Origin of the sequence: Escherichia whittamii, from assembly GCF_014836715.1 — a bacterium.
Classification (GTDB): Bacteria; Pseudomonadota; Gammaproteobacteria; order Enterobacterales; family Enterobacteriaceae; genus Escherichia; species Escherichia whittamii.
Genome location: NZ_JACSQI010000002.1, coordinates 30281 through 50234 on the forward strand (window position 1 = coordinate 30281; position 19954 = coordinate 50234).

The 19954-nt window shown below is 48.8% G+C and carries 16 protein-coding genes and 1 pseudogene; 7 read left to right on the forward strand and 10 right to left on the reverse strand.

Annotated features, from left to right (window positions below):
* Positions 1-18 precede the first annotated feature (18 nt).
* From H9644_RS21890 to lsrR, 3 genes and pseudogenes are all read right to left on the reverse strand, one after another.
* Positions 19-1409: pseudogene (locus tag H9644_RS21890) on the reverse strand (site-specific integrase).
* A 342-nt stretch (positions 1410-1751) separates the two neighbouring features.
* Complete coding sequence (gene lsrK, locus H9644_RS02890; protein WP_191773072.1) at positions 1752-3344, reverse strand: autoinducer-2 kinase; 1593 nt, start codon at positions 3342-3344, stop codon at positions 1752-1754.
* A 78-nt stretch (positions 3345-3422) separates the two neighbouring features.
* Positions 3423-4376 carry a transcriptional regulator LsrR gene (gene lsrR / locus H9644_RS02895; protein ID WP_191773075.1) on the reverse strand — a complete coding sequence of 318 codons (954 nt, stop codon included), beginning with the start codon at positions 4374-4376 and terminating at the stop codon, positions 3423-3425.
* 249 nt (positions 4377-4625) lie between these two features.
* On the opposite strand from lsrR, the gene lsrA reads away from it, so the two are divergent.
* The 7 genes from lsrA to tam are packed head-to-tail and all read left to right on the forward strand — an operon-like array spanning position 4626 to position 11224.
* A complete protein-coding gene (gene lsrA / locus H9644_RS02900) occupies positions 4626-6161 on the forward strand; it encodes an autoinducer 2 ABC transporter ATP-binding protein LsrA (RefSeq protein WP_191773078.1) in 1536 nt (511 codons plus the stop codon).
* The gene (gene lsrC, locus H9644_RS02905) at positions 6155-7168 is read left to right on the forward strand and encodes an autoinducer 2 ABC transporter permease LsrC (protein WP_191773081.1); all 1014 of its coding nucleotides are present in this window, start codon (positions 6155-6157) and stop codon (positions 7166-7168) included. The genes lsrA and lsrC overlap by 7 nt, the downstream gene beginning before the upstream one ends.
* Positions 7168-8154, forward strand: coding sequence for an autoinducer 2 ABC transporter permease LsrD (gene lsrD / locus H9644_RS02910; RefSeq protein WP_191773671.1), 987 nt, complete (start codon positions 7168-7170; stop codon positions 8152-8154). The genes lsrC and lsrD overlap by 1 nt, the downstream gene beginning before the upstream one ends.
* Before the next feature lie 17 nt (positions 8155-8171).
* Positions 8172-9194 (forward strand): autoinducer 2 ABC transporter substrate-binding protein LsrB, encoded by a 1023-nt coding sequence (gene lsrB, locus H9644_RS02915; RefSeq protein ID WP_191773085.1) that lies wholly within the window; start codon positions 8172-8174, stop codon positions 9192-9194.
* Positions 9195-9220: 26 nt separating this feature from the next.
* Positions 9221-10096 (forward strand): 3-hydroxy-5-phosphonooxypentane-2,4-dione thiolase, encoded by an 876-nt coding sequence (gene lsrF / locus H9644_RS02920; RefSeq protein WP_000774178.1) that lies wholly within the window; start codon positions 9221-9223, stop codon positions 10094-10096.
* 22 nt (positions 10097-10118) lie between these two features.
* The gene (lsrG, locus tag H9644_RS02925; protein WP_064529951.1) at positions 10119-10409 is read left to right on the forward strand and encodes a (4S)-4-hydroxy-5-phosphonooxypentane-2,3-dione isomerase; all 291 of its coding nucleotides are present in this window, start codon (positions 10119-10121) and stop codon (positions 10407-10409) included.
* Positions 10410-10465: 56 nt separating this feature from the next.
* A complete protein-coding gene (tam, locus tag H9644_RS02930; RefSeq protein WP_191773088.1) occupies positions 10466-11224 on the forward strand; it encodes a trans-aconitate 2-methyltransferase in 759 nt (252 codons plus the stop codon).
* 3 nt (positions 11225-11227) lie between these two features.
* Here the strand turns inward: tam and H9644_RS02935 are convergent, their stop codons facing one another.
* The 7 genes from H9644_RS02935 to sad form a co-directional block, all read right to left on the reverse strand.
* Positions 11228-12142 (reverse strand): bestrophin family protein, encoded by a 915-nt coding sequence (locus H9644_RS02935; protein WP_064529953.1) that lies wholly within the window; start codon positions 12140-12142, stop codon positions 11228-11230.
* 285 nt (positions 12143-12427) lie between these two features.
* On the reverse strand, positions 12428-13618 hold the full coding sequence (locus H9644_RS02940) for a hypothetical protein (protein WP_064529954.1): 1191 nt from the start codon (positions 13616-13618) through the stop codon (positions 12428-12430).
* A 335-nt stretch (positions 13619-13953) separates the two neighbouring features.
* Positions 13954-15405, reverse strand: a complete 1452-nt coding sequence (gene uxaB / locus H9644_RS02945; protein ID WP_064529955.1) for a tagaturonate reductase — start codon at positions 15403-15405, stop codon at positions 13954-13956.
* A 246-nt stretch (positions 15406-15651) separates the two neighbouring features.
* Positions 15652-17070 carry a sensor domain-containing diguanylate cyclase gene (locus H9644_RS02950; protein WP_064529956.1) on the reverse strand — a complete coding sequence of 473 codons (1419 nt, stop codon included), beginning with the start codon at positions 17068-17070 and terminating at the stop codon, positions 15652-15654.
* Between the two features lie 138 nt (positions 17071-17208).
* Complete coding sequence (locus H9644_RS02955) at positions 17209-17568, reverse strand: DUF4186 domain-containing protein (protein WP_135405890.1); 360 nt, start codon at positions 17566-17568, stop codon at positions 17209-17211.
* Positions 17568-18494 (reverse strand): glutaminase B, encoded by a 927-nt coding sequence (gene glsB, locus H9644_RS02960; RefSeq protein WP_130260621.1) that lies wholly within the window; start codon positions 18492-18494, stop codon positions 17568-17570. The genes H9644_RS02955 and glsB overlap by 1 nt, the downstream gene beginning before the upstream one ends.
* A gap of 63 nt (positions 18495-18557) precedes the next feature.
* A complete protein-coding gene (gene sad / locus H9644_RS02965) occupies positions 18558-19946 on the reverse strand; it encodes a succinate-semialdehyde dehydrogenase (RefSeq protein WP_191773093.1) in 1389 nt (462 codons plus the stop codon).
* Positions 19947-19954: the final 8 nt, after the last annotated feature.

The window sequence follows — 19954 nt, forward strand, 5'->3', positions numbered from 1 at the left end:
TCAGAAACAAGTACATTTTTATTGTGGCTCATTATTACATACCTCCATTACAATACTAAGCATTTCACTCAGATCAATATTATCCTGAGCAATGCGCTGGGTGTTTGCTGTATTGGCCCGCTCGGATAGAAACCGCCTTGCATAAAAATCAGGCATTTGGCTTTTCGGACTCCATCCACCCATTAGGCGCAATTCTTCCTTGGCTTCTTCCATCAATCCCGTGTCAGGGAGAGCAATAGAAGCGTATTTTCTTGTTGATTTGCTTTTTAAATATTTTATATGATAGATTTTTTGCAGGGTCAGGTAAGCCCAGGTATGTCGGGTTACATGCGGAGTTAAACGTTGTAGTGCGTCAAAGTACGAATGTGATTTGTATTCGGGGAATTTTTTACTCAATACGTCATCAATTTTTGAAAACATCGAATGAACTGCAGTATAAGATAATGGTTTACCTACACCTTGGCTCGATGTAAATATAAAGTCGTGGCTGTCGGTTTTAGGACGCACTTTTTCTATATAAATTTTTAGGAAATTATAATCCTGCTTATCAAGCTCTAATACACGATTTGCCCATACATTTTTAAGAGAAGGTGCACATCTTCTGGGGTCATGTTTTCATCAGTTGTAGTTACAATCAAACTAAACTTATCCTTTTTTATATTTGATTTTATAGAATTGCATTCCAACAGCAATAATTCACCTATTCGCAATCCATAATTCAGTAACAGGCGAATAATCAAAAAGTTGCGAAACTGGGTGTTTCTGGTGGGGAAGGGATTTAATGGGTTATATTTTTGGCTAGAGCAGGGAGCAATAATCGTGTACAGACTGATCACCATTTCACGGTTCATACTCTGAAACCCCTGATGGATATGACGATGGTTAGAATGCTTTCCCGGTGTTAACGCTCGATAACTGTCACGACAAAAGCGCAGGCGAGTATGTAACCGGGAAGCCTGGAGTGATAATGCTTTGGGAGAATCATCCCGATATACCGGCGATACATACGTGTTAATCAAAAAAGCAATAAACTGCGCTACTGCACGAAATCGCGCTGCGTTGATAAAACTATGGGAAGTGGAGACTGGAGTGAATGCCAATAAATTTGATTGGCTTACGCGACCATTCTCCAGATAGTGAGAAAATGCCGACATTTCCTCAATAGCAATGCACGGGTTGTGGCCAGAAGCATAGAAGCTATAGCAAAACGTGACGCCGTGTTTCTGCAACCAAAATTCGTAAAAGAACTTAACGGCCTGCAGCGAAGCAGACTGCGTGGACAATGAACGAAAAGCCAAATGATCGATGTGATATCTGAGTGGGTACAACAACGGTAAGCAGGTTTCCGTGTCCATCAGAATCCATTGCCGTTTGTGGTTGATGGCAACTAGTTGGTTGAGCGAGTACATAGATAACCTCATTGTTGATGCGGACATGAAGTAAATGTACTCTACACCTAACGCAAGAAATGGGAGGGATGTTAGAAATCGTTAACCTGTTGATTTCGTGAAAGGCAATGGAGATTTATGAAGTTGTTTACCATCGTAGGCTATTTAACATAATATACATTATGCGCACCAAGATTGTAGCTGCAATATCCTAATGTCCGTCTCTGACCAATCCTGACCAAATAGACATGTCTGCGCTACAGTTTCACCACAGCGATCTTTGCAGTCGCCATTGCTCGTCTGAGTCTTCAAACTCTGAAGCCTGGCAGCCACACCCATAAGAATGTGGCTTTCATCATGTCACTACAATCCTGGCGCTTTCCATAACGATGTCGTCAGTCCGTGATCAACAAGCCCTAGCTGATCCTGATAAACAGCCTGCCACTTATTGCGTGAATCCTGATAAAGCTCATGCTTTTCCGGGTCTGATGTGTGCGTCCGTTCCCAGCGCACCAGGCGTTCTCCGGTTTCTGCCATGGATGAAAAAATCCCGGCACCGACGCCAGCTGCAATGGCACACCCTAATGCGGTGGCTTCTTTGACCACCGGAATGTTGACGGGTAATCCTGTGACATCAGCGAGAATTTGACTCCATAATTTCCCTTTTGAACCTCCGCCAGCAAAAACCAACGATGTGGGATGAATATTTGAAAAATCAGCAATTTGCTGCAAATTACATGCCGACACAATCGCCGCATTTTCTTCCAGTGCACGGAACAACGTCGCTTTGTTACATTTATCCGGATCAATGGACAAGTTAATAAAGGAAGGCGCAGCGTGATACCAGGTTTTAAAGCGCATTCTGTCGGAGAATATCGGCATCACGCCCCACGATCCTGGCGGTACCCGGCTGGCCATCTCTTCAAGCAGTGTGTAAGTATCGATACCTAAACGTTCGGCAATTAATTTTTCTTCGGCACAAAAGGCATCGCGGAACCAGCGCATGGTGAGTCCGGTAAAAAAGCTAATAGATTCAGCTTGTACCATGCCAGGAATAACGTGAGGATTGACGCGCACGTTCATTTCCGGATCGGTCGCTGTTGCGGCTAAGTTCACTACTTGCTGCCAGAACGTTCCGCCAAGAACAGCGGTTTGTGCCGGACGCACAACGCCTAATCCCAGGCAACCGAGTTGCACGTCCCCTCCTCCCACAACCACCGCAGTGCCAGCCTTCAGACCGCAAAGGTCCGCAGCGTCCGTGCTCACAACGCCAAGTAATGTGCCGGTTTCTTTGACAGGAGAAAGAATATCGGCCCGCAGTCCGGCCATATCCAGCAATGCAGGTTTCCAGTCACGGGTGGTTAGATCGAGAAGTCCTGTGGTGCCAGCGTTAGACGGATCTACCGCCAGTTCCCCACTTAACATATAGGCCAGCCAGTCGCTGATCATGGTAATGGTCGACGCCTGTCGGTAGATATCGGAACGATGATGCGCCAGCCAAAGTAATCTGGGAATAGCGCTTAATGCCAGCGTTTGTCCAGTCGCGCGATACACTTCGTTTTCAAAGGTATTGTTATGCAGTTCTTTAAGTTCGCTGACTTCCCGCGCCGCTCTGGCATCCACATTGGCGCAGGCCCAGATCGGTGTTCCTTCATTGTTATATAAAACAATACCTTCGCGCATCGAACATGCCGAAACGGCAGCAATGTATTCCGGCGCGATACCAGAATTATGTAACGCCTGGCGCATACATTCACACGCCAGTTGCCAGTTCTTATTCAGATCAAATTCCATTGAACCGGGAACATCAGGTACTGCCAGATGCCGCCACTCCGCCTGTCCCACTGCGATTTGATTGCCTTCCAGGTCGAAAATCACAGCCCGGATACTTCCAGTGCCTGCGTCTAGCGCCATCAGGTAATGCTTTGATTCTGAAGGGGTAAAGAGTCGAGCCATTAGATTGTCCTCGGCTTAAGCGTTCTGTCTGTTCCTCTATACGTTCTCCATCGTTCCCGGTAATAAGGTCATGCAAAATTAACCACGCAAAATTGCAGCAGCAGTATCCTGGTCGGTAACCAGTGCGTTGATGTAACCGCCCTTCATCGCAGCGGCGATCGCTTCGGCTTTGTTTTCTCCCCCTGCCACACCTACTCTAATTGGAATGGTTGTCATCGCGGTTAAAGGTAAGCCAATCAGTTCGTTATGTATTTTGACATCCGTGACAACGTCACCTTTTGCGTCAAAAAAGTAACCTAAAATATCGCCAATGGCCCCTTTTCGGCCAATCATTAACTGTTCGCCCTGGCTGATATAACCGGAGCGAATAATAGTCGCATCCTCTTTTTGATTCACGGCGCCAATACCGACAATTGCCACATCCGCAGCTTGCGCGGCTAACAGGACATCTTTGACGCAGTTTTCATTTTTCAGCGTTCGGGCAATTTCAGCCGAAGATGCCCGTAATGGCGCCGGAATTATGTTAACGCTGCACGCTGCGTTAAGTTGCCCGATGCCTGTCATATAAGAGCCGACGCCACCGGAGAGTGTTACCAGGCGAATTTGCTGTGACGAAATAAAACCACTTAAGCGTTGCAGCGTGTTCATCGTTGCCTCGCCAAAGCCAATCGCCAGCATTTGCTGTGGCTGGAGCAATCCCATCAACATATGGGCTGCGCCGATTCCTAAGCGCCCGCCGACATCAGCATCTGCGAGTCCAGGGATCACCCGGACATGCTGTAATGAAAACTGGTGACGTAATTGCGTTTCATATTCCAGACAGCCTTCAAAGCGAGAATTAATCTGCACGCGAATAATGCCGGACTGATGCCCTTTCTCCAGTAACCGCGACACTTTCAAACGCGTTAGCCCGAGGCGATCGCTGATCTCGCTCTGGGTTAGCCCGTCGTGATAGTAAAACCACGCGATCCGCGCGACCTGTTCTTCTTCACACATTCCCTGTTCTGAAATTGCCGAATCATTGATTGTCATAATTCATTCTTCACTTTGAACATATTTAAATCTTTAATGCAATTGTTCAGTTATTGCACGCTTATATCTGTGATAGCCACCACAGTTTGGTCAAACAGCAATGAACAAACGCAACCATAAAAATCAAAATAGCATAAATTGTGATCTATTCGTCGGAATTATGCGCAATAGCCACCTAAGGTTATGAACAAATTAAAAGCAAAAATACATTTGTTCAAAACTCACCTACAGAACTGAACGGGGGAAAATATGCAAACGAGTGATATCTGCGCGTTACCGCTACTTTGCGCCCGCTCGGTTTATAAACAGTATTCCGGCGTTAATGTCCTGAAAGGCATCGATTTTACGTTGCATCAAGGTGAGGTCCACGCCCTGCTCGGCGGTAACGGCGCGGGTAAATCGACGCTAATGAAAATCATCGCCGGTATTACGCCCGCTGATAGCGGCACGCTGGAGATTGGTGGCAATAGCTACGCCAGATTAACGCCTGTACATGCTCACCAACTGGGGATTTATCTCGTTCCCCAGGAACCGTTGCTCTTTCCCAGTCTGTCGATAAAAGAAAACATTCTGTTTGGTCTGGCAAAAAAACAGATCTCCATGCAAAAGATGAATAACTTGCTGGCGGCACTGGGCTGCCAGTTTGATCTCCATAGTCTGGCGGGCTCACTGGATGTTGCCGACCGCCAAATGGTGGAAATATTGCGCGGTCTGATGCGCGACTCGCAAATTCTTATTCTCGATGAACCTACAGCGTCGCTTACCCCTGCGGAAACCGAACGCTTGTTTAGCCGCTTGCGGGAACTGCTCGCCACTGGCGTGGGTATTGTTTTTATCTCACATAAATTGCCGGAAATTCGCCAGATTGCCGATCGTATTAGCGTGATGCGCGACGGAATTATCGCGTTAAGTGGCAAAACTAACGAGCTGTCTACCGACGACATCATTCAGGCCATCACGCCAGCAACGCGGGAAAAATCCCTCTCAGCCAGTCAAAAGTTATGGCTGGAGTTACCCGGTAATCGCCCACAACATGCAGCCGGAACATCGGTACTGGTACTCGAAAATCTGACTGGCGAAGGTTTTATGAATGTCAGTTTTACGCTCAATGCCGGAGAAATTCTTGGCCTGGCTGGACTAGTAGGTGCCGGGCGTACGGAACTGGCGGAAACGTTATATGGTCTGCGGCCTTTGCGTGGTGGGCGCATCATGCTGAATGAAAAAGAGGTCAATAAATTATCCACCGGAGAACGTTTGCATCACGGTCTGGTTTATCTACCAGAAGATCGCCAGTCCTCAGGACTGAATCTCGATGCTTCGCTGGTGTGGAACGTCTGCGCCCTCACCCATAATCAACGCGGATTCTGGGCAAAAACCGCGAAAGATAACGCCACGCTGGAACGATATCGTCGGGCGCTGAACATTAAATTTAACCAACCTGCACAAGCTGTACGGACATTATCCGGTGGCAATCAGCAAAAAATCCTGATTGCCAAATGTCTGGAGGCCTCACCGCAAGTATTGATTGTTGATGAACCGACGCGCGGCGTCGACGTCTCGGCGCGTAATGATATTTACCAGCTGCTGCGCAGTATCGCCGCACAAAATGTGGCGGTGCTACTTATTTCCTCCGATCTGGAAGAGATCGAACTGATGGCTGACCGCGTGTATGTGATGCATCAGGGTGAAATTGCCCATTCTGCGCTGACCGGGCGCGATATTAATGTCGATACCATTATGCGCGTCGCCTTCGGTGATAGTCAGCGCAAGGAGGCAGCATGCTGAAACTTATCCAGAATAACCGAGAGATAACGGCGCTGCTGTTTGTATTACCCGGTTTTCTCGACCGTCAGTATTTAAGTTTGCAAACGCTGACAATGGTTTATAGCAGCGCGCAAATTCTGATCCTACTGGCAATGGGCGCGACGCTGGTGATGCTGACGCGCAATATTGATGTTTCAGTGGGTTCGATTACCGGAATGTGCGCGGTGCTGTTGGGGATGTTACTGAACGCGGGGTATTCACTGCCTGTTGCTTGTGTCGCGACGTTACTGCTCGGCTTGCTTGCGGGATTTTTCAACGGTGTACTGGTGGCGTGGCTAAAGATCCCAGCCATTGTCGCCACGCTCGGCACTTTAGGATTGTACAGGGGCATTATGTTGCTCTGGACCGGCGGTAAATGGATTGAAGGGTTACCCGCCGAACTGAAACAGCTCTCCGTCCCGCTGCTGTTTGGCGTTTCGGCTATTGGTTGGTTGACGCTAATTCTGGTGGCATTTATGGCCTGGCTGTTGGCAAAGACGGCGTTTGGACGCAGTTTTTATGCCACGGGTGATAATTTGCAGGGGGCTCGTCAACTGGGCGTTCGTACGGAAGCCATTCGGGTTGTGGCGTTTTCGTTGAATGGCTGCATGGCGGCGCTGGCGGGAATTGTGTTTGCTTCGCAGATTGGTTTTATCCCTAATCAGACCGGCACCGGGCTGGAGATGAAAGCTATCGCTGCCTGCGTGCTTGGCGGCATTAGTTTGCTCGGCGGTTCCGGCGCGATCATCGGCGCAGTACTCGGTGCCTGGTTCCTGACGCAGATCGATAGCGTACTGGTGCTGTTGCGAATTCCTGCATGGTGGAATGATTTCATCGCTGGCCTGGTTCTGCTGGCAGTGCTGGTGTTTGATGGGCGCCTGCGTTGCGCGCTGGAACGTAATCTGCGGCGGCAAAAATATGCTCGTTTTATGACGCCACCGCCAGCCGTTAAACCCGCGTCGTCAGGTAAAAAACGGGAGGCCGCGTGATGCATATTCGTTATGGTTGGGAACTGGCACTCGCTGCGCTATTAGTCATTGAGATTGTCGCTTTTGGCGTAATTAACCCGCGGATGTTAGATCTCAACGTGTTGCTGTTCAGTACCAGTGATTTTATCTGTATTGGCATTGTCGCCCTGCCACTGACGATGGTGATTGTCAGTGGCGGGATCGATATTTCGTTTGGTTCAACCATCGGCCTGTGCGCCATCGCATTGGGTGTATTGTTTCAAGGCGGCGTGCCGATTCCGTTGGCGATTATCCTGACGTTACTGCTCGGCGCATTGTGTGGGCTGATTAACGCCGGATTAATCATCTATACCAAAGTCAACCCGCTGGTGATTACGCTTGGCACGCTGTATCTGTTTGCCGGAAGCGCCCTGCTGCTTTCCGGGATGGCGGGGGCGACGGGGTACGAAGGTATTGGCGGATTCCCGATGGCGTTTACTGATTTCGCTAACCTCACCGTGCTGGGCATCCCCATTCCACTGATTATCTTTCTGATATGTCTCATCGTTTTCTGGCTGTGGCTGCATAAAACCCATGCCGGACGTAATGTGTTTTTGATTGGACAAAGTCCACGTGTGGCGCTTTATAGCGCGATTCCGGTTAACCGTACCTTATGCGCGCTCTATGCCATGACGGGTCTGGCGTCTGCGGTCGCCGCCGTGCTGCTGGTTTCGTATTTTGGTTCTGCGCGTTCCGATCTCGGTGCGTCGTTTCTGATGCCCGCCATCACCGCCGTGGTGCTTGGTGGTGCCAATATTTATGGTGGTTCCGGTTCGATTATCGGCACCGCTATTGCAGTTTTATTAGTGGGATATTTGCAACAAGGTTTGCAAATGGCAGGAGTGCCAAATCAGGTGTCCAGCGCCCTTTCCGGTGCGCTGCTTATCGTCGTTGTCGTTGGTCGTTCCGTTAGCCTGCATCGCCAGCAAATTAAAGAGTGGCTGGCGCGCCGGGCCAATAATCCATAGCCATAAAGGATATCTTCATGACACTTCATCGCCTTAAGAACATCGCCTTACTTAGCGCCCTTGGCATTGCGGCAATCTCTATAAATGCGCAGGCCGCAGAGCGTATTGCTTTTATTCCCAAACTGGTTGGTGTGGGATTTTTTACCAGTGGCGGTAATGGTGCCCAACAAGCCGGTAAAGAGTTGGGTGTTGATGTGACCTACGACGGGCCGACAGAACCCAGTGTTTCTGGTCAGGTACAGTTGATCAATAACTTCGTCAACCAGGGGTATAACGCCATTATTGTTTCTGCCGTTTCGCCAGATGGTTTATGCCCGGCACTGAAACGTGCCATGCAGCGTGGAGTGAAAGTACTAACCTGGGATTCGGACACCAAACCGGAGTGCCGTTCTTACTACATTAACCAGGGAACACCAGCGCAGTTGGGTGGCATGTTGGTTGATATGGCGGCGCGCCAGGTGAATAAAGACAAAGCCAAAATTGCGTTTTTCTACTCCAGCCCCACCGTTACTGACCAAAACCAGTGGGTGAAAGAAGCGAAAGCGAAAATCGCCAAAGAGCATCCAGGCTGGGAAATCGTCACTACGCAGTTTGGCTATAACGATGCCACCAAGTCATTACAAACCGCCGAAGGGATATTAAAAGCCTATAGCGATCTCGACGCCATCATTGCCCCCGATGCCAACGCCCTGCCCGCCGCCGCGCAAGCCGCTGAAAACCTGAAAAATGACAAAGTTGCAATTGTGGGATTTAGCACGCCAAACGTAATGCGCCCGTATGTAGAACGCGGCACGGTGAAAGAATTTGGCCTGTGGGATGTGGTGCAGCAAGGCAAAATTTCGGTATATGTCGCGGATGCATTATTGAAAAAAGGTGCAATGAAAACTGGCGACAAGCTGGATATTCAGGGCGTAGGTCAAGTGGAAGTCTCGCCAAATAGGGTTCAGGGCTATGACTACGAAGCGGATGGTAATGGCATTGTACTGTTACCGGAGCGCGTGGTTTTCAATAAAGAGAATATCGGCAAATACGATTTCTGATGGGCATTACTTAACCGGAGTAAGTTATGGCAGATTTAGATGACATTAAAGATGGTAAAGATTTTCGCACCGACCAACCGCAACAAAATATCCCTTTTACCCTCAAAGGTTGCGGTGCGCTGGACTGGGGAATGCAGTCACGCTTATCGCGGATATTTAATCCGAAAACGGGTAAAACCGTGATGCTGGCCTTTGATCATGGTTATTTTCAGGGGCCGACTACCGGGCTTGAACGTATCGATATTAATATTGCCCCGCTGTTTGAACATGCCGATGTATTGATGTGTACACGCGGTATTTTGCGCAGCGTAGTGCCTCCGGCAACCAATAAACCGGTGGTGCTACGGGCGTCAGGTGCAAACTCTATTCTGGCGGAATTAAGCAATGAGGCGGTGGCATTATCGATGGATGACGCCGTACGGCTAAACAGTTGCGCGGTGGCGGCGCAGGTTTATATCGGCAGCGAATATGAACATCAGTCGATCAAAAATATTATTCAACTGGTCGATGCCGGAATGAAAGTGGGAATGCCGACCATGGCTGTGACTGGCGTGGGTAAAGATATGGTGCGCGATCAGCGTTATTTCTCTCTCGCGACCCGAATCGCCGCTGAAATGGGGGCGCAGATTATTAAAACCTATTATGTCGATAAAGGTTTTGAACGGATTGTTGCTGGATGTCCGGTGCCGATTGTTATTGCTGGCGGCAAAAAATTACCGGAGCGTGAGGCGCTGGAAATGTGCTGGCAGGCTATCGATCAGGGCGCATCTGGCGTGGATATGGGACGCAATATTTTCCAGTCTGACCATCCGGTGGCAATGATGAAAGCCGTACAGGCGGTGGTTCACCATAACGAAACGGCTGATCGGGCATATGAACTCTATCTGAGTGAAAAACAGTAACTGCGGATTAAGGAGAAGAATTATGCACGTCACACTGGTTGAAATTAACGTTCATGAAGACAAGGTTGACGAGTTCATCGAAGTCTTTCGCCAGAATCATCTGGGCTCGGTACAGGAAGAAGGCAATTTGCGCTTCGATGTCTTACAGGACCCGGAAGTAAATTCGCGCTTTTATATCTACGAAGCCTATAAAGATGAAGATGCAGTGGCGTTCCATAAAACTACGCCCCACTACAAAACCTGTGTCGAGAAACTTGAACCACTAATGACCGGGCCGCGTAAAAAACGCGTGTTCAATGGATTGATGCCGTGAGGCGAATTCATCAGATTTATCTACACTTGGGGTAACGCGCTGACGGGAGTATAAAAATGTCTGACTGGAACCCCTCTTTATATCTGCACTTCGCTGCTGAACGCTCGCGTCCGGCGGTGGAGTTGCTTGCCAGAGTTCCGCTGGAGAACGCCGAATATGTTGCCGATCTGGGCTGCGGGCCTGGTAACAGCACCGCCCTTTTGCATCATCGTTGGCCGGCAGCGAAGATAACTGGCATCGATTCGTCCCCGGCGATGATTGCCGAAGCGCGCAGTGCTCTTCCGGAATGTCAATTTATGGAAGCAAACATCCGTAACTGGCAACCGGAACAGGCGCTCGATCTGATTTTCGCCAATGCTTCGCTGCAGTGGCTGCCTGACCACTACGAGCTGTTTCCTCATCTGGTTTCGTTACTTAAACTGCGTGGCGTGTTGGCGGTACAGATGCCAGATAACTGGCTGGAGCCGACCCATGTGCTAATGCGCGAAGTCGCCTGGGAGCAAAACTATCCGGATCGCGGGCGTGAACCGCTGGCAGGTGTTCATGCTTATTACGATATTCTGAGCGAAGCCGGATGCGAGGTTGATATCTGGCGAACCACTTATTATCACCAGATGCCGTCGCATCAGGCGATTATTGACTGGGTGACCGCCACCGGATTACGCCCGTGGTTGCAGGATCTGACCGAGAGCGAACAGCAGCATTTTCTTACTCGCTACCATCAGATGCTGGAAGAACAGTATCCACTCCAGGAGAACGGGCAGATACTGCTGGCATTTCCGCGACTGTTTATTGTTGCCCGGCGTATAGAGTAATTGTTACGTCAGTTGGTAATGGCGATCGGGAAGAATCTTCGCTGGAATTTCTGCTTCATCGTTCATCTGTAACAGGTCAATTTCAATGGCGTTGCAGATGGCATCCAGTGGTAAATCGTTATTTTCTGTACCGAACGGATCTTCAAGTTCTTCCGCGAGACAATCCAGCGAAATAAAGGTGTAGGAAATCAGCACAGAGATAAAAGGCGTCATGTAATGCAGGTCCACGACCAGCGCGAACGGCAGCATGATACAAAACAGATAAACGGTACGATGCAAAATCAGTGTGTAGGCAAAGGGAATTGGCGTATAGGCAATACGCTCGCAGCCTGCCAGAACCGCTGAAATATCATTAAGCCGCTCGTTGAGGCTAATAAACAGAATGTCCGAAAGCTGTCCATTGCGTCGCTGAACCGCCAACCACTCCCCCATTATCAACAAAATACGGTTAGCTGGAGAGTTAGAAGCCAGTACACGCTGAAGATCTTCGGCATTGAGATAATGCGCCAGCACCTCTGCCTGTGGCTGTTTACGTAACGTCATCCGTAAACAATGGGCGAAGGCGATTTGAAGTTGGGCAAACTCCTTTACGCTTGCTGAGTCTGGCAAAGTCGTTTTTACCTCACGCAATAATGACCGTGAAGCAATCATCAACTGCCCCCAAAGTTTGCGTGCTTCAACATAACGGGCATACCCCGCGTTATTACGAAAGCCCAAAAAGATGGCGATGGCGACACCCAGAATGCTGAACGGCGCGAGAGTGAATTTGATGCCCAAATGCGTGTACCAGGGCAGCATGAAAATAACGGCGATAGAAAAGAGAAAATTGAGTAGTAAGCGTGAGGATATCTTGGATAATACTGAACCGTGCCAGACAAAAATACGGCGCAGCCAGTGTTGTTGTGGACGAACAATCATGGTTATCTTCAGGCGTGGAAAAGTCGCCCTATTAAACGTGATTGCGATCACGTTCTCAAGCATCAATTCACAAATAGCCTACAAAGCTACAACGTTTACAGGTTTGACATTTGGCACCTGGTTATGTAAAAAGCACATAGGATGTTGTAACTAATGCGTCTCGGTAAAAAACGATCGAACACGGGTTCAGAGATTACGCCGTTATTGGCTAAGTGTACTTTGTTCATGCCGGATGCGGCGTAAACGCCTTATCCGGCCAACCAATGGCCCTGCTAACTATAAGCGCTAATCCGGGTAGTCGTTTTTGGTTACGGTGGTACCCGACTTATCTGCGACAAACAAAAACTCGGTTATACCGCCAGGAAAATTTTGCTTAATCTTTAACACCTGGCTGCCGTCCCAGGTATATTCAACAGAGTCCGTGTCCCCCAGTTTTTCTATTACAAAATCCTCACCCGGCTTCAATGTGGGTACCAGATTTTCACTGTTATAGCGCTTATACGTTTCTTCAAGGGACATTGCGGGATAAAAACAGCGTGTTTGTGAGTGATATTCATCACTGTTTTGTGGCACAGATTCACACTTCTCAATTACAGATTTAGCGGCTGTAGCCCCATCAACACGGGAATAGATAACCATCTTATCTTCATAGAAAAAGGCCAGTTTGTTACCCAAATAAATAAACTCGGGTTTGTCTATAATGCACTCGCCCGACGATGACTTCGTTGCCAGCAGTGTCAGTTCTTCCGGCATTTGTATTCCCGCAGGGGTAAAAAGTGCGGTATAGAACTCAACAGATTTAGCGCTATGGTAATAATTAATCGGTTTCTGAAAATAGGGGCTGAAAGAGAGACGACAGTCATCACTGAATCTTACTTCATTGCCCATAACTGAGATGGGTTTATCACCAAATGTTTGTTTATAAAACGATTCGGGATGCCCGGACTCCCCGTTGACAATCCCTGCAGTCACCGATTCATACTTCCAGGATGATCTATCCAGTTTTTGAATCAGGGCATCAACACGTGGGTTTCTCTTCACCAGTCGCTGCCACTGATTCTCATCCCCATCAAACATCTTGCCCTTAACATAAAAGCCGTCGCTTTGTTTTTTCATCTCAAACTGGGGGGCTGAATAAATACATTCCTCATGCTCATCGCGATGGGTAAACAGTAACGTTGCGCCCGTATCCTGCACGACATAGTCCCCCCGACACGAATATGGAGCATGCCATGTTGTGATATCGATATTCGCCGTTGACGATACAGGATCGATTTTGATGTCCCAGGTGCGTGAAACTGTGCTGCCATCATTAAGCGTCTCCCCTTCCAGCCTCAACGTGTAGCGCCCTTCCCATTGCGGGTTGATAGAAGCAGTTTTCGGGAGTTGCGATAGAGGCTCACGCGCAGTGGCGAAAGAAGAAAAACATGGCGAGCCAAGAAGGCAGACAACACATAACAGGCGACTAAAATCCATTTATTACTCCCACTTATTCCTTGTTAATTTTTTGAGGGCCGATAAATCATGAGCCCTCTGACAAGCGGGAATTCTAATTAAAATAGATCTGTTTTCACAGAATGAAGCAGTCTGAATTTTGGTTTTGCCCTTACAGGTTGGATAAGCGTAGCACCATCTGGCAAAAAACCACATGACTTCAGGAAGTTTGCCCCCATAAGAAGCCCTTCGTTTTCAGATCGACAGCTCTTCCGTATCGCTCGGTCCGGTTGGTGATTTATGATGTTTGCTGATTGGTCAAATCACACAACCGGACTGAGTTCTCTTTAAATGATTCTACTTTTTTGCGTAGCTATTTAGCACAACGGACGTACAGCTTCGCGCATGCCTTTTTCCAGAATGGAATCCAGGTCATTGGCAACCTGCTCTACCAGACCAGGCACTTGCGTCAGGTTCTGCTCCCAGTGATCTTTTTCTGCCAGCACAATAGCGACCAGCTCCTGGGTGTCGATGATACGCTCACGATGCTGGCTCCAGAGTTGCTGATAACGCTCCAGCCAGTGAGCATCATCCTGTACCGGATACGTTTCACCGTTACGCTCACCGCGATAGAACGCAATCAACGCCGCCAGGGCAAAAGTGAGGCGCGCCGGAAGTTTGCCGGTCGCCTTCTGACCTGCCAACAACTGCGGCAGAATTCGGGTACGGAACTTGGTCATACCGTTGAGCGCGATGGAAAGCAACTGATGTTTGATATACGGGTTACGGAAACGCCCGGTTACCGCACTGGCGAAAGATTCCAGTTCGTCACGCGGCAAATCCAGTACTGGAATAATCTCTTCATAGATAGCTTTTTCAACGAATGCGCAGATTTCTGCATCATTCATCGCTTCGCCTACAGTATCCAGCCCTGCCTGGAACGCCACTGGCACTAACGCCGTATGCGCACCGTTGAGGATTGCAACCTTACGCTCTTTGTATGGCTTAATATCATCGACAATCAATACATTGAGCGGATATTTGTCCAGACGTAGTTCTGATGCTAAAGATTTCGGCCCCTGAATCACAAACAGGTAAAAGTGTTCAGCGGTATCGAGGAAACCATCGTGATAACCGAGTTCTTCTTCCAGCTTCGCCACTTCATCACGCGGATAACCGGTAACGATACGGTCCACCAGCGTAGAACAGAAGCTGTTAGCCTGATCCAGCCATTGAATAAACGCCTCTGGTAGCGCCCACTCTTGTGCGTAGCGCAGAACCAGTTCACGCAGCGCATCGCCGTTATAGTCGATCAGTTCACACGGGATGATGATCCAACCTTTATCCAGCGCACCGTTGAACTGGCTAAAACGTTCGAACAACAGGCGAGTCAGTTTTGCGGGATAGCTTACCGCTGGCGCATCATCAAATTTGTCGCCCGCATGGTAGCTGATGCCTGCTTCGGTGGTGTTAGAGAAAACAAAGCGCATTTCCGGATTGTGCGCCAGCTTCAGGAATTCATCGTATTCACTGTAGACGCTGATTTCACGGTTTACAGAACGAATCAGACGCGCATCGCTTACCGCTTCGCCCTTCTCATTCAGGCCACGAATAATGGTGGTATACAAACCATCCTGAGTGCTCAGTGACGGCGGGAATGAAGTTTCAATCGGACGAACAATGACCACGCCAGAATTCAGATCGGTGTGTTCATTCAGGAGATCAATTTGCCAGTCAACAAAGGCGCGCAGGAAGTTACCTTCACCAAACTGAATGATACGTTCTGGATACTGTGCACCGGGAAAATCGCGACGATTTAGTGTTTTCACAATGGGTTCCCTTTTGATTAGTCATACAACCTGTTTGAATTGGTACGACAGGTTAGCAAACTTTGAAATGCTGAACCCCTGTTTTGATCAACTCGCGGTGAACAATTCACAGTTTTTGGCGAAAAATGTGCTGCTGGTCAAGGTTCCGAAAAGTTAAAGCTTTTAATCATGCGTCACGGTAAGAATGTGGCATGACAAAATTGGTAGAATAAATCAGATGCCACCCCACAAAATATTACAAACCTGTCAGACAACTTCTTCGCCATAATGCATAGTGCTGGTACGATTTCGCCCATCTTTTTTCGAGCGATAAAGGCAAGTATCGGCTTCTACCATTAGTTTGTTGAAATCATCTATTAACGTATGAAATGTTGCACTCCCACTTCCGACACCGATACTAACCGTCAAATAAAGCGTTTTTTGTTGCCAGATAAACGGTTGTATTTCTACGCCTTTACGGATTTTTTCCGCCATCAGTAGACCATCAACAGGATTCACTGAAGGTACTGCAACAGCAAATTCTTCACCGCCCATCCGCGCCACCAGCCCCTTATCACCAACTATCTTCTGTATATGCCGGGCAAACACACTTAGAACTTTATCACCACATTCATGGCCATAGTTGTCGTTTATGCATTTGAAATAGTCGATATCAAGCAGCATCACCGTCAGATGTTGTGTCTGTTGTAGTGACGGATTTTTTAACGCTTCAAAAAGACCTGAGCGCGAGTAAACCTGGGTGAGAAAATCAAAATCGGCACGCTGAGAAACTTGTTTAACCAGCGAATTAATTGCCGCCACGCTAAAGGAAACCATGATCGGGCAAATTGCCATGGTAGCAATCCCCAGACGAGCGGAGAACATTTGTGGGATAGAGAACGGCGAACCGACGGCGATATCTATCACCGAATTTGCCACCAGCACGATTTCCACCGCTCCAGTCAAAAAGGTCAGCAAACACGTTACCTGCGGCGTATAGCGTACCGCACACCAGATCAATGCAGGCAGTGGGAACGCCAGACTCCCCGCCCCACCAATCACCACAGAGGCAATGACCGATACAATGAGCGCAATAAACGGCATCATCTGCTCTGCTTTAAAGCGCGGCAATACCCCAGGAATTGCCAGCGTCAGCATACAAGGAACAATTAACACACCTGTTGAGAATTGTTCACTAAACCAGTCAGCAAGCAAAGGCCAGAAATCCAGACTATCAATACTGACCGAACCAATCGCACCGACGATGGCACATAATAAAGCGGCAATCAGGCAGTAATTAAATAACCGTAGTGCACTTACTGGCTCATACTTATTTTTCCCCAGACGCTTATCCCGCATAACCAGTAAGGCGACAGTTATGATAAACATCATATTGGATAAATTGATAACCAGTGAAACCAGCCCCCATTCGGTGGTCATGGCGTCATAAACCAGCATTGCCACGTAACAGATGGCATAGTAATGCAGACGATTAAGCCAGACGTAGCGGGCAAATATCCCTGCCATCACGCCATTCAGCGGCCAGAAAAGAGAAAGTTCGTGAACCAGGCGTAGCTCTGCACCTATAAAATAGAACAGCGTCGTTAGCGCAAAAATTGCAATGCTATTACGTAGTAGATGACCATCCTGGAACAAACGGAAAGTGGATATGGAGTGTACATGCATTAATTATCTGTCCATACAATTGCGAGTGGCAATTATCTCAACGCAATAAGTAAATTCTCATAAAGGATAGCATGTTCACTGACAGCGGCGACAAAGAAAGATATCAATCAGATGATCTTTTGGCTTTTACCATCATTCTCATGGCTGATTCATCTGAATAACCAGCCAGTGGTAGATAACCGTCACAATATAACGTTGTTGTTCCTCACTTAACGAAACACCCTGCGGTATGTTGTGCCACTTAGCCAGACAGCCGCGACAACATGTTGCTGTAGCATGCTGGGCAATAAACACCGGATGCCCGCGCATGGGAGTTTGCTTGCCATCGTTCGCTGGTAAGGCCGGGGCAAGACGTTTAGCGACAAAATCCGCCGCATGTTGTTCGATAACCGGTGCACCCTTCTCCAGACAATACTGACGCTCTTTCACGCCTAAACGAAAGCGGGATCGAAATTTTGAACGAGATAAACGCGCGAAGAGTGGTTCAAGAGACTGCATTAGTAAACCGAGCGCCCTAATTGTTTCGTCAATTGTTCAAGTACTGCAATACCGGCAAGAGAGTTACCTGCGTCATCCAGTTCCGGACTCCAGACTGCAATGGCCATTTCATGCGGAACGATCGCCACAATACCGCCACCAACACCAGATTTCGCCGGAAGTCCCACCCGCCAGGCAAACTCGCCTGCGTTCTGGTACATACCGCTGGTTGCCATCAGCGCGTTAATTTGTCGCGCCTGCATTGGTGTCACCACGGGCTCATCGATATGAATAGCCTTCCCCTGGTTCGCCAGAAAGACAAACGTTCTGGCCAGCTCAACGCAGCTCATTTTTAGTGCACAGTAGTGAAAGTAGTTTTGCAGTACTGTTGTCACATCATGATGGAAATTGCCAAATGACTTCATCAGCCAGGCTATCGCCGCATTTCTCGCAGAATGTTCAAATTCGGAACGTGCTACCACCGTATCGTAGGCAATATCAGACACGCCGCTTAGTCCACGCACCACTTCCAGCATACGTTGCCGTGGGGCGCTTAATCGCCCTTGCAGCATATCGCAGACCACCAGCGCACCTGCATTAATAAACGGATTACGCGGAATTCCCTGTTCCATTTCCAGTTGCACTAAGGAATTGAATGGCGATCCCGATGGATCTTTGCCGACACGTTGCCAAATCTCCTCTTCGGAGTAATGACGCATTGCAACAACGAGACTGAGCACTTTGGAAATAGACTGAATTGAAAAACGCTCTTGCGCGTCTCCGGCCTGAAACAGCTGTCCGTCAACGGTACAGATAGCAATGCCCAGTCGGGAACCCTCTACCGTTGCCAGTGCCGGAATATAATCCGCGACTTTGCCCCGACCAATTAGCGGCCGTACTTGCCGCAAGATGTTTTCTAAAATTGCATTATCCATGGCGACTGCCACTCTCTGCTCCTTGCTCGCAGGTCTGAAAAGACCTGCGAGTATAACAGAGCTAAATATGTGACGTCAGATCCGGTCTTTCCATACTGTCTGGATATTACAGAACTCATGTAACCCGAAATGAGAAAGTTCACGACCAAAGCCGCTCTTCTTCACACCGCCAAACGCTACCCGCGCATCGCTGGCGCTGAAACCATTGATAAATACCCCACCACATTCCAGACGTGCAGCCAATTGTTTCGCCAGCACTTCATCAGAGGTAAAAATGGTTGCAGAAAGTCCAAACTCGCTGTCATTAGCCAGTTTAAGCGCATGTTCAGCATCTTTCGCAATGGTGATTGCCGCGACGGGTCCAAACAATTCTTCACGAAACGCGGTCATTTCTGGCGTGACGTCTGCCAGGACCGTTGCCGGATAGTAGTTACCTGCGCCAGCTACCTTTTCCCCACCCAGTAACAGACGGGCGCCCTGTGCCAGTGTTTTTTCAACCTGATGATGTAACTCATCACGCAAATCGAAACGTGCCATCGGACCAAGCTCGTTCTCTTCGTCACGGGGATCGCCCATTTTCAATGCTGCCGCAGCCGCTACAAAACGTTCGGTAAATGCAGAGGCAATGCCCTCTTCGATGATAAAGCGTTTTGCTGCCGCACAAACCTGCCCGGTATTCTGATAACGTCCGGCAACCGCGGCTTTGACGGCCAGCTCCAGATCGGCATCGTTAAGCACAATAAACGGATCCGAACCGCCCAGTTCCAGTACGCATTTTTTCAGTGCCGCTCCAGCCTGTGCGCCAATGGCTGCGCCCGCCCGGACACTTCCGGTGACTGTGACCGCAGCAATGCGCGGGTCTTTAATCATCCGACTTACTCCGTCATTGTCGGCATTCAGCCAGCCATATACACCTTGTGGGATACCTGCATCGTTAAAGACCTGGGCAATTAACTGTGCACAGCCCAACACATTTGGCGCATGCTTAAGTAAGTAACCATTGCCAGCCAGGATAATGGGAACAGCTCCTCGCATCACCTGCCATAACGGAAAGTTCCACGGCATAATCGCCAGAATCGTCCCCATAGGACGATATTCAATAACCGCTTTCTGATTTTCTACCTGCGTCGGTTCGCTCTTCAGCATTGCCGGGCCATGCTCTGCATACCAGTCGCACAAGTTTGCCGATTTCGCCACTTCGGCGCGCGCCTGTTTGATCGGCTTCCCCATTTCACGAGTGATCATTTGCGCCATCTCTTCGCTACGGGCGCGCAAAGCCTTACCGATATCACGCAGTTTTTCTGCGCGATAATCTACGTTTGTGACGCGCCAGTCGCGAAAGCCTTCCGCAGCGCGCCAAAGTGCGTTTTCAATATCGTCAGCACCAGCCCAGGGCTGCGCAGAAAGTTGTTCGCCATTGGCTGGATTTATTGAAATGGCATGGGTAAGCGGAGTAATGGTCATCCGGGTAT